The 11,054-nt window shown below is 60.5% G+C and carries 12 protein-coding genes and 1 tRNA gene; all 13 read left to right on the top strand.

The window, feature by feature from the left end:
- The first annotated feature begins 61 nt into the window (after positions 1 to 61).
- The 13 genes from BM063_RS03550 (at position 62) to trpE (ending at position 11,045) form a co-directional block, all read left to right on the top strand.
- A tRNA-Pro gene (locus tag BM063_RS03550) sits at positions 62 to 138 on the top strand.
- 93 nt (positions 139 to 231) lie between these two features.
- On the top strand, positions 232 to 450 hold the full coding sequence (gene mtrB, locus BM063_RS03555; RefSeq protein WP_092036005.1) for a trp RNA-binding attenuation protein MtrB: 219 nt from the start codon (positions 232 to 234) through the stop codon (positions 448 to 450).
- A 66-nt stretch (positions 451 to 516) separates the two neighbouring features.
- Entirely contained in the window at positions 517 to 1,023 is a 507-nt protein-coding gene (locus tag BM063_RS03560; RefSeq protein WP_092035940.1) for a hypothetical protein, read from the top strand.
- Positions 1,024 to 1,279: 256 nt separating this feature from the next.
- The gene (locus BM063_RS03565; RefSeq protein ID WP_092035941.1) at positions 1,280 to 2,047 is read left to right on the top strand and encodes a heptaprenyl diphosphate synthase component 1; all 768 of its coding nucleotides are present in this window, start codon (positions 1,280 to 1,282) and stop codon (positions 2,045 to 2,047) included.
- A gap of 8 nt (positions 2,048 to 2,055) precedes the next feature.
- Positions 2,056 to 2,805, top strand: a complete 750-nt coding sequence (locus BM063_RS03570; RefSeq protein WP_092036006.1) for a demethylmenaquinone methyltransferase — start codon at positions 2,056 to 2,058, stop codon at positions 2,803 to 2,805.
- Positions 2,806 to 2,807: 2 nt separating this feature from the next.
- Positions 2,808 to 3,683, top strand: a complete 876-nt coding sequence (locus BM063_RS03575) for a UbiA-like polyprenyltransferase (RefSeq protein ID WP_092036008.1) — start codon at positions 2,808 to 2,810, stop codon at positions 3,681 to 3,683.
- Positions 3,680 to 4,273 carry a UbiX family flavin prenyltransferase gene (locus BM063_RS03580; protein ID WP_092035942.1) on the top strand — a complete coding sequence of 198 codons (594 nt, stop codon included), beginning with the start codon at positions 3,680 to 3,682 and terminating at the stop codon, positions 4,271 to 4,273. The genes BM063_RS03575 and BM063_RS03580 overlap by 4 nt, the downstream gene beginning before the upstream one ends.
- Complete coding sequence (locus tag BM063_RS03585; protein ID WP_245751998.1) at positions 4,270 to 5,112, top strand: menaquinone biosynthesis protein; 843 nt, start codon at positions 4,270 to 4,272, stop codon at positions 5,110 to 5,112. Before BM063_RS03580 ends, BM063_RS03585 begins: the two co-directional genes overlap by 4 nt.
- Before the next feature lie 8 nt (positions 5,113 to 5,120).
- Positions 5,121 to 6,206: a polyprenyl synthetase family protein gene (locus BM063_RS03590; protein ID WP_342713736.1), complete on the top strand. Its 1,086-nt coding sequence runs from the start codon at positions 5,121 to 5,123 to the stop codon at positions 6,204 to 6,206.
- A 90-nt stretch (positions 6,207 to 6,296) separates the two neighbouring features.
- Positions 6,297 to 6,743: a nucleoside-diphosphate kinase gene (gene ndk / locus BM063_RS03595; RefSeq protein WP_092035944.1), complete on the top strand. Its 447-nt coding sequence runs from the start codon at positions 6,297 to 6,299 to the stop codon at positions 6,741 to 6,743.
- Between the two features lie 283 nt (positions 6,744 to 7,026).
- Positions 7,027 to 8,190 (top strand): chorismate synthase, encoded by a 1,164-nt coding sequence (gene aroC / locus BM063_RS03600; protein WP_092035945.1) that lies wholly within the window; start codon positions 7,027 to 7,029, stop codon positions 8,188 to 8,190.
- 2 nt (positions 8,191 to 8,192) lie between these two features.
- Positions 8,193 to 9,284, top strand: coding sequence for a 3-dehydroquinate synthase (aroB, locus tag BM063_RS03605; RefSeq protein ID WP_092035946.1), 1,092 nt, complete (start codon positions 8,193 to 8,195; stop codon positions 9,282 to 9,284).
- Between the two features lie 237 nt (positions 9,285 to 9,521).
- Positions 9,522 to 11,045: an anthranilate synthase component I gene (gene trpE / locus BM063_RS03610; protein ID WP_245751999.1), complete on the top strand. Its 1,524-nt coding sequence runs from the start codon at positions 9,522 to 9,524 to the stop codon at positions 11,043 to 11,045.
- The last annotated feature ends 9 nt before the right edge of the window (positions 11,046 to 11,054 follow it).

Here is an 11,054-nt window from a genome sequence, read left to right on the forward strand (position 1 = left end):
CATCTGAAGTTGAACGCGCTATATTAATAAGCGTCACTCCAATGAAAGATGTCAAGGATGTCGGGCTATGGCGCAGCTTGGTAGCGCGCTTGCATGGGGCGCAAGAGGTCGTCGGTTCAAATCCGGCTAGCCCGACCAAGAAAAGACCCTCCGTTTCGGGAGGGTTTTTTCATGCCGATGTGAAACCATTATTCAGGATCTGCCTGGAGGGAGGTGGGAGCGGTGGAGGGAATGATGTACGGCGATTTTGTGGTGATCAAAGCGAAGGAGAACGGGGTCAATGTCATCGGCCTGACCCGCGGAAAGGATACCCGGTTTCATCATTCGGAAAAGCTGGATAAGGGCGAAGTGATGATCGCTCAATTCACCGAGCACACCTCGGCGATCAAAATCCGCGGCAAGGCGGAGGTCCTGACCCGCCACGGAAGGATCGAGGCGGGAGAGTCCTGAGAAAAGTCATGGCGCGCCGGCTTGGCCATAAAATGTTAATAGAAGGAACAAGGGGAGGGAAATCCGGTGACCCGTTTGGCCCGTCATCTGTTTGCCTCCGTCTTTCTGTCGGCCATGCTGGCGGCGCTGCTCTCCGTTTTGCCGTCGTTGTCCGATCCCGCGGGGAGTCCCTCCGATAAGCCGGTTTTCAGTCCCCTGTCTCCGGTTTGGATTTCGAAGGACACGCTGGTTGATTTTTTGGCGGGTCAGCCGGTGTCCCTGCGGATCCTCCGGGCATCCTGGGAGGACGGTTACCTGTCCCTCGATCTGGAATCGGATAAGGATCTGGATCGGGAGCGCGTCTGCGCCGATCTGTTCACTCTGACCCGAAACTCCTTGGTTGTGGCCAAAAATGTGAAGCAGCTTCGCTTTCGGGTCTACCGTCCCGGGGACGGGTCCCCGTGGCTGACGGTGGAGGCGGATCGTCGGGACCTGTCCCGGGACCCCGGGATGGAGAACAGGGAAGGGCTGTCTTACCGCGAATACTTGGAAGGGACCTTCAAGGTGCGGTATGCGGACCCTTCTTCCGGTTGAGGAAGGCGGTCGCTTCCCGCATAAAGGGGAGTATGGTATACTGGTAAAGGAACTTTTCCTTGTTTCCACCATTTTCAGTTTTCCTGACAATCATGGCCGCGGCGTGCGTGTGGTTTCCGCGACATGATCGGATAGCTCCCGGGGGAAGTGATCAGGGATCCGGCGGGAGGGCCACGGGAGGAAATCGCCGAAGGGGAATCCGTGGAAAGCGATCCGGCGAGGGCCGGGGCTGAGAAACCTTAATGGAGGGCGCGACATGTCCATACATGGCGAGATGGACCGGGTCATCGGTGAAATCGCCGCACGCACCCGGGATCCCTTCGTGGAAAGACATATCGGCCGACCGAAGACTTCGGCCTTTTTCGTTAAGATGCTCTATCTGCTCCTTAAATCCTTTTCTCTTCCAAGCGAGCGCATCCGGCTCCACTGCGTGGCCACCACCTTGCTTCAAATGGGGCTGGATCTTCACGAGCGGGTTTCCGTCGGGCCCGAACGGGCGGAACAGGGGATGCGATCCCGCCAATTGTTCGTGTTGGCGGGCGATTATTTTAGCAGCCTGTTTTACCGGCTTTTGGCCGAGCGAGGGGAGATCCGGACCATTTCCCGGCTGTCGGAAGCGGTTTGTGAAGTGAACGAAGCCAAGATGGAATTGTATGCCCTCTCCGACGGCCGACAGGTGTCACCGCCCACGTATCTCGGCCTCATTCGGCGCATCCGGGGGAATCTGCCTTCCGCCTTGTCCGATCTTTTTCATGATGGGAAAAGATCGGACAACCCGTGGCGGGAGTTGGCTCCCGATCTGACCGTTCTCGATTGGTTGGCCGATGCGGATGCGGAATACCCGGGCGCCGCGCCGGCGTTTGCATCCGGCGAATTGCGGCTGGAGTTGATCCGGTCGCTCCTGGCGAGCGTAAGGCGGGAGGCGGCGGCGGTCGCCCACCCGGAAGTTCGCCGGGAACTGCTCCGAATGATCGGTGAACGCTTTGATTCGTACTTGACAGAGCCGCTGGCGCGAGAGGGATGAGCGAAATGATGCACAAGGAATCTCCTGTCCCGTCCAAGGAACAGTTTGTTTACCGGGTGTTTGAAAGCATCGCCAAAGACTACGACCGGATGAACACGATCTTGAGTTTCGGCCGTCACAAGGCCTGGCGCCGGTTTGCCATGGAGATGATGCGGGTCCGCCCCGGGGATTCCGCCATCGATGTCTGTTGCGGCACTTGCGATTGGGCGATCGCCCTGGCGGATGCGTCGGTGACGGGAGAGGTCGTCGGCTTGGATTTCAGCGGGAACATGCTAAAGGTGGGACAGGAAAAGGTGGAAAGGCGGGGACTGGGGGAAAGAGTCCGTCTGGTCCGGGGAAACGCGATGGAGCTTCCCTTCCCCGACGACACCTTTGACCACGCCACCATCGGCTTTGCGCTCCGGAACGTGCCCGATTTCCGGCACGTGCTGCGGGAGATGACCCGGGTGGTGAAGCCGGGGGGACAGGTGGTTTCCCTGGAGCTGTCCAAGCCGACCTGGCCGCCGTTTCGGGCGGTATACTACGTCTATTTCCGGCGCATTCTCCCCCTGTTGGGCAAGCTGCTGGCCGGCCGCTACGAGCAGTACCGCTGGCTTCCCGAGTCGCTGGTCCATTTTCCCGGTCATCGGGAATTGGCCCGGATCATGGAGGAGGAAGTGGGGCTTGCGGATGTGCGGGTGTATCCCTTGACGGGAGGAATCGCCGCGGTGCATATCGGGCGAAAGAGAGAGAAGGCAGAGGAAGAAGGTAGAGGATGACGATGGGTTGGATCATCAACCGGGTAATAGTGATCCTTAACATGATCAAGTTTGAACATACGGTTTTTGCCCTGCCCTTCGCTTATCTCGGTGCGGTGCTGGGCAGTCTGGTGGTGATGGACCGGCTTCCGTCCTGGGGACAGATCGGATGGGTCACTTTGGCGATGGTGGGCGCCCGCAGTGCGGCGATGGCCCTCAATCGGCTGATCGACCGGCACATCGACGCCAAAAATCCCCGGACGGCCAACCGGGCCATTCCGGCGGGGCAAATTTCCGTTCCGGCGGTTTGGTGGTTTGTGATCGTCTCTTTCCTGATGCTCTTTATCGCCGCCTACAACCTCAACAAGCTGGCCGTTCAGCTGTTTCCCCTGGCGGTGTTTGTGCTGGTGATCTATTCCTACACGAAGCGGTTCACATGGGCTTGTCATCTCGTGCTGGGCGCCGCCCTCGGTCTGGCCCCCCTCGGGGGATGGGTGGCGACGACGGGACAGATCGACGGCGTCGCGCTCTTGCTGTTCGCCACCGTGGCTCTGTGGACCGCCGGTTTTGACGTGATTTACGCTTGCCAGGATGAAGCGTTTGACCGCAGGGAGGGGTTGTATTCCATTCCCGCCCGCTTCGGGCTGAGGCGCGCCCTTCTAATCTCCCGCTGGCTTCACGTGGGAACCGTCCTGGGACTGTTGCTTCTGTGGCTGCTTACCCCGCTCGGCGGATGGTTTTTTGCCGGCGTGCTGGCGGCCGCGGCCATCCTGATCTATGAGCACCGGATCGTCTCGCCGGATGATTTGTCCCGGCTCAATACGGCCTTCTTCACCATGAACGGCGTCATGAGCGTGGTGGTCTTTTTGTTTGCGATGGTGGACGTGATCTGGGGATGAAGCGGCTGGTGATCGGGATGACGGGGGCGAGCGGCGCTCCCTATGCCCTTTGCCTGATGGAGGAACTGCTCCGACAGGGGCACGAGGTTCACGTCACGGTGACGGAGGCGGGATGGCGGGTGCTCAAGGAGGAGCACGGCTGGAGGGTGGAACGGCGGGAGGAAGCGCTTCGGGAGGCTTTAAAGGCCGATTCCGGGCTTCTTCATTATTATCCGGTCCGGGATATCGGTGCGCCGATCGCCTCCGGTTCCTTTCCCTGCGACGCCATGGTGGTGATTCCCTGTTCGATGGGGACCCTGGCGAAGATTGCCCAGGGGATCTCTTCCAATTTGCTGGAACGGGCGGCCGACGTGATGCTGAAGGAGGGGCGGCCGTTGATCGTGGTTCCCCGGGAAACGCCCCTCAGCCTGATTCATCTGGAAAACATGGCCAAATTGGCGAGATGCGGGGCGACGGTGCTTCCGGCGATGCCCGCCTTTTATCACGGCCCCCGCAATTTGGAGGACATGGTTCGATTTGTTGCCGGCAAGGTGCTGGATCAGCTGAACATACCGCACCGGCTGTACAAGCGATGGGAGGGTTCCTGTTGAGACCGATTCGGATTGGGCGCATCGCCTTTACCAACATTCTTCCGATCTATCATTTTTTTGATCCGTCGGGATTGAATGTCGAGATGATTCACCAGGTGCCGAGCCAGTTGAACCGCGGCATGGCTGCGGGAGAGATCGACATGGGCCCCATCTCTTCTTTCGCCTACGGGGAAAATCACACCCGGTACACCCTGGTTCCGCATTTGTCCGTCAGTTCGAGAGGGCCGGTGAGGTCGATCTACCTTTTCACGCGCCAGGCGGAACTGTCCGATCTCCGCTCCGCCCGCATCGCCGTCACCAACACCTCGGCCACGTCCGTCGCTCTTCTGAAGATTCTCCTCCAGTATTTCGAGGGGGGAGATCCCGAATACCTCACCATGCCCCCGTCGCTGGAGGAGATGATGAAAGAGGCGGATGCGGCCCTGCTGATCGGGGACGACGCGGTGCGGGGAGCCTGGGAGAATCCGGGTTATCGGGCGCTGGATCTCGGCGAGGAATGGTACAAGCGGACCGGGTTGGACATGACCTTTGCCGTGTGGGCGGTCCGGGACGAGGTGGCCGAGCGGCTCCGGGATGAAGTGGCGGTGATTGCTTCCCGGTTGATCGGGAGCAAAGAGAAGGGCTTGAAGGATCTGTTCCCGGTGGTGGAGGAGGCCCGCCGGCGTTTGGGGGGCAGCCCCGAATTTTGGTTCCGGTATTACACCGGGCTGTGTTATGATTTGGGTGAAAGGCAGCTGGAAGGATTGAGAGCGTATTATCGGTATGCCGGAGAGCTGGGGTTGCTTCCCGGGGAGGTCAAGATCCGGGTCATGGATCTTCCGGCGGGGACGCCCTGTTAGGAGGGGAGATGCCTCCGGGCCGAACGCTGCGGTCTCTTCATCTTCCGCAAATCGTCAAAGAAGGGATGGAAGGGTGCAACGGCCCCCTCATCGGGGAAGCGGATTTTTTGTGCCCGTTGTGGATGAAGCTCTTGGATATTTATGAAGAACTTCGAAGCGATTTAAAAGTCATCGAAGAAGAGCTGGCCGCCACTCTTGTCACGGACCAGGCCGGGTTGAACCGATCCTCCGGTCACCTTCTGGAGGCCGGGGGAAAGCGGATCCGCCCCCTCTTTGTGCTTTTGTCCGGACACTTCGGCCAATACGACATCAACCGGCTGAAACGGGTGGCCGTTCCGCTGGAATTGATCCACATGGCCACGCTGGTTCACGATGACGTGATCGACGACGCGGATACCCGCCGCGGCCGAAAGACGGTGAAGGCCCAGTGGGACAACCGGGTGGCCATGTACACCGGCGATTACATTTTTGCCCGTTCGCTGCAGGTCGTGACGGAAATTGAAGATCCCGCTGTGCACCGGATTCTTTCCCGCTCGATCATGGATATGTGCCGGGGAGAGATCGATCAGGTCCGGGACTTCTATGACGCCTCCCCGTCCCTCCTCCGCTATTTCCGGCGGATCAAACGGAAGACGGCCCTTTTGATGGCCGTCAGCTGCCAACTGGGAAGCTTGGTCAGCCGTGCCGAAGAGTGGATTGTCCGAAATCTTTATCTCTACGGCTATTATGTGGGCATGGCCTTTCAGCTCACCGATGACGTGCTGGACTTCATCGGCGACGAGTCGGTGTTGGGAAAGCCGGCCGGCAGCGATCTGCGCCAGGGAAACGTGACCCTGCCGGTGATTTATGCCCTTCGCACCTCGGAACCCCGGGAGAAGGAGCGCATATTGACCTATCTGAAGTCCAACGGGAAAAAGATTCCCCTTTCCACCGTGCTGGACATCGTGCGCCGCTCGGGAGGGATCGATTATGCGATGGGCCTTGCGGAACGATACCTCCAAAAGGCGCTTTCGGTTTTAAGCCGTCTCCCTTCTTGCGGAGCGCGGGATTCCCTGGAGCGCATCGCCCGGTTTGTGGGCAGCCGCTCCTATTAGGGTTTGCTTTTCGGCCGGGTTTTTGGTACAATCCGATTGCCCCTGAAGCGACATCCATTACATATGTTGTTGGAAACGGAGGATTCGTGCATGGAAAGGACGTTTCTCATGGTCAAACCCGACGGCGTCCAAAGGGGTTTGATCGGCGAGATCGTTTCCCGGTTTGAGAAGAAGGGTTTCAAACTGATTGCGGCCAAATTGATGACGGTGTCCCGGGAACTGGCCGAGGCCCATTATGCGGAGCACCGGGAAAAGCCCTTTTTTGAGGAATTGGTCGGTTTCATCACCTCCGGACCGGTGTTCGCCATGATCTGGGAAGGGGAGAACGTGATCTCCGTCGCCCGTCAGATGATGGGGAAAACCAATCCCGCCGACGCGGCCCCCGGGACGATCCGCGGCGATTACGGCATCAGCGTGGGGATGAACATCATCCACGGTTCCGATTCGCCGGAAAGTGCGGAACGGGAGATCAAGCTCTGGTTTCGGGAGCAGGATCAGATTTCCTATGAGAAAACCATCGACCGCTGGATCTACTGAGGGTCTGCGATAGCCCGGCGAAAGCCGGGTTTTTTGTTTTGTGAAGGAATGGGATGCGAGGATGCGGACGTGCGGGAGGATGCGGTGGACGTTTTCTGCAGAAACGGGGAGTCTGCATCGGAGAAGGCTCGGGTTTTTGCCGTGTCATTAATTTAAACAAGTTTGCTACGCAAACCTTTTTTATTCCTATGAAAACGCCTAAAGGCGATTCCGCTTCGCCCGTTTGTGTGATAAGATACTAAGAAAATTTGTGGCGAAGTTTTTTCGGGAGAGGGGAGAAGTCGTGCGCTATTTGACGGCGGGAGAATCCCACGGTCCCCAGTTGACGGTGATTATCGAGGGCCTGCCCAGCCAGCTGCCCTTTTCCAGGGAAAAGGTGGATGAACAGCTGGCCCGCAGGCAGAAGGGATACGGCCGTGGGCGCAGGATGCAGATCGAGTCGGACCGGGTCCAGGTGCTGTCGGGGGTGCGGTTTGGAAAAACCACCGGCGCGCCGGTGACGCTGGTGATTGAAAATAAGGATTGGACTCACTGGAAAAAGGTGATGGGAACGGATCCGATCCCGGAGTACGCGGAAAAGCGGAGGGTGACCCGCCCCCGCCCGGGACATGCGGATTTGAACGGAGCATTGAAGTACGGGCACCGGGACATGCGGGATGTGCTGGAGCGCTCCAGCGCGCGGGAGACGGCCGCCCGGGTGGCCGCCGGGGCCGTGGCGCGCCAGCTGCTGGAGCTGTGCGGAATCCGCGTGGCGGGTCACGTGGTGCGGATCGGGACGGCGGAGGCGGAGGCGACGCCGGATCTGCCTCTGGACGAAATCCTCCGCCGGGCGGAGGCTTCCCCCGTTCGCTGCCTCGATCCGCAGGCGGAAAAGGAAATGATGCGTCTGATCGATGAGGCGAAAAAGGAAGGGGACAGCCTGGGCGGGATCGTGGAAGTGATCGTGGAGGGGGCGCCGGCGGGACTCGGCAGCCACGTGCATTGGGACCGGAAGCTGGATGCCCGCATCGCCCGGGCGGTGGTGAGCATCCAGGCGTTCAAGGGAGTGGAGATCGGGATCGGTTTCGAGGCGGCCCGGAGAAAGGGATCGGAGGTGCATGACGAGATCCTTTGGGCCGAAGACAGGGGCTTTTACCGGGCGACCAACCGGGCCGGCGGCTTTGAGGGCGGGATGACCACCGGCGAGCGGATTGTGGTGCGGGGGGTGATGAAGCCGATTCCCACCCTGTACAAACCCCTCCGCAGCGTGGATATCGAGACGAAGAAGCCCTTTGCGGCGAGCATCGAGCGCTCCGACAGCTGCGCGGTTCCCGCCGCCTGCGTGGTGGCCGAAAATGTGGTGGCCTGGGAAGTGGCGCAGGCGCTGACGGAGAAGTTTCCCGCCGACACGATGCCGGAGCTGATCGAACAGGTCGAGCAATACCGGAAACGGATTGCGAGGTTTTGACCATGCGGACGCTGAAGGTTTCCACAGGCGAGCAAACCTACCCGATCCTGATCGGACGGGATCTGTACGCCCGGCTGCCCGAATGGCTCCGGAGTCGGGGGATCGGTCCGGATCGCCCCTTGATGCTGGTGACGGACACCCATGTGGGTCCGCTGTACGGGGAGAAGGTGGCCGGCCCCTTGCGGGCGGCGGGTTACCGGGTGGGAGAGGCGTCGGTGCCCGCCGGGGAATCCTCCAAATCCCTGGAACAGCTTTCCCGGCTGGTGGAGGAAGGACTCCGATTCGGACTGGATCGCCAGGGGGTGGTGCTGGCCCTCGGAGGCGGTGTTGTCGGGGATTTGGCCGGTTTTTTGGCGGCTTCTTACATGCGCGGGATTCCCTTTGTCCAGTTGCCCACGACCCTTCTGGCCCACGACAGCAGTGTCGGCGGAAAGGTGGGAGTGAATCACCCCCTCGGGAAAAATGTCATCGGCGCGTTTCACCAGCCGCTCATGGTGGTGTTCGACGTCAGCACCCTCCGCACCCTGCCCAGGCGGGAGGTGGTCTCCGGCTATGCGGAGGTGGTCAAGCACGCCCTGATCGCCGATGCTTCCTTCGCGGACTGGCTGCTCCGAAACAGCGAACGCCTTCTGCGCCTGGAGCCTTCCCTGGTGGAGGAGGCGATCTGGAACGGTTGCCGGATCAAGGCGGAGGTGGTGTCGCAGGATGAGCGGGAAGCGGGCCTCCGGGCGATTCTCAATTACGGTCACACGATCGGGCACGCGTTGGAGGCGGCTTCGGGATATGCGGGACTGACCCACGGTGAAGGGGTCGCCATCGGCATGGTGGGAGCGGCGATGCTGGCGGAAGCGCTGGGGACGGCGCGGGATGTGGTGGAACCGACGAAACGGTTGCTCCAGGCCTTTCACCTGCCGGTCCATCTCGCGGGCGAGTGGCCTGAAGAGAAGCTGTTGGAACTGATGCGCCGGGACAAGAAGGCGAGGGGCGGCGTATACGCCTTTGTGCTTCCGGAACGCATCGGCTCGGTGCGGTTGGTGCGGGGCATTCCGGAGGAGGCAATCCGGCGGGTGCTCCGCCGGTTGAAGTCAGGGTGAGGTCTCAAAAAGGATTGACAGAAACGGCAAACTCGATTAAAGTGATGATAATCCAATGAATTTTTGAGCAGAGCCCAGCTGAGCAAAGAGAGCAGAGGAGAGCAGAGCGGAGCGGAGCCAAAGGACGGGTACTCCGATCAAAGCTTTCCATGCTTTGATCTTTTTATTTTCCTCTTTCCCCCTTTTTTCCCCTTGGTTTTCCCCTTTCCGTTCTGCCCTCCCGGAAGGAGGGAGAAGGTGATTTACCCCCCGTTTGCCGAAGTGAAGCGGCTTGCCAAGACCTATTCGTCCATTCCCCTGTGCAAGACGATTTATGCCGACACGGAAACGCCGGTGTCTTTGTACGACCGGTTGCGCGACCGGCCCTATTCGTTTCTGCTGGAGAGCGTGGAAGGAGGAGAGAAGTGGGCCCGATACTCCTTCATCGGGGCCGATCCGTTCTTGATCGTCACCTGCCGGGAGGGTCAGGTGACCCTGTCCGGGAGGGAGGGGACCAGGCGCCTGGCGGCCGATCCCTTCGATGTGGTGCAGGATTTGCTGAAACGGTACCACACTCCCGACTATCCCGGTCATCCCCCCTTTTTGGGAGGGGCGGTGGGGTATATCGCCTACGAGGCGGTTCGCTACATGGAATCCCTGCCTCCCTTTCCCCACGCGGGGAAAGGGACCGGGGCCCGGGATCTCCACCTGATGTTTTGCGACCGGGTGCTGATTTTTGACCATTTGAGGCAACAGGTGACGCTGGTTCACCATCTCCACGTCCCCGGGGAAGCGGGGGAAGCGGCGCTTATGGAACTTTACCTGCGGGCCGTGGAGGAGCTGGAGGAAAGGGCGGGAAGGATCCGCTCCCGCCGTCCTGAACTGGCTTTCTTTCTCGACGCGCCCTTTGAGGCGGGGGGAGAGCCGGATCTTTTCCGGGCTTCCTCCAACATGAGCCGCCACCAGTACGAAGCGATGGTGAAAAGGGCCCAGGAACACATCCGGGCGGGCGACATTTTTCAGCTGGTTCCCTCCCAGCGGTGGACCTGGCATCCCGCTCCGCCCCCCTTTGACGTGTACCGCGTGTTGCGGATCCTGAACCCCTCCCCCTACATGTTTTACCTGAAGATGGGGGATGAGGTGGTCACCGGTTCCTCACCGGAGTTGCTGGTCCGCGTCAACGGCGGGAAAGCGGAGACGCGTCCCATTGCGGGGACCCGCCCCCGCGGGAGGACGGCCGAGGAGGATGAGAGACTTGCGGCCGAGCTTCTGCAAGACGAAAAGGAGCGGGCCGAACATGTCATGCTGATCGACCTGGGGCGAAACGACCTGGGACGCGTCTGCCGCTACGGGACGGTGCGCGTGACCCAGCAGATGGCGATCGAGCGCTATTCCCACGTGATGCACATGGTTTCCCACGTGACCGGCGAGTTGGCCCCCGGCCGCACGCCGATCGACGCCTTGCGCGCCGTCTTCCCGGCGGGAACCGTCTCCGGCGCCCCGAAGGTCCGGGCCATGGAATTGATCGGAGAGATGGAGCCGGAGCCGCGCGGGGTGTACGCGGGGGCGGTGGGGTACTTCAGCTTTGCGGGCAATCTCGACACCTGCATCGCCATCCGCACCCTTCATTTTCGCGACGGCAAGGCGTATGTCCAGGCCGGAGGGGGAGTGGTGATCGATTCCTCCCCGGCGGGGGAATATGAAGAATCCCTCAATAAAGCCAAAGGGATGTTTCGGGCGCTGGAGCTGGCGGAAACCTTGTTCAAACCGATCGGATCCTGACAGGGAGGG

Source organism: Planifilum fulgidum, from assembly GCF_900113175.1.
GTDB lineage: Bacteria > Bacillota > Bacilli > Thermoactinomycetales > DSM-44946 > Planifilum > Planifilum fulgidum.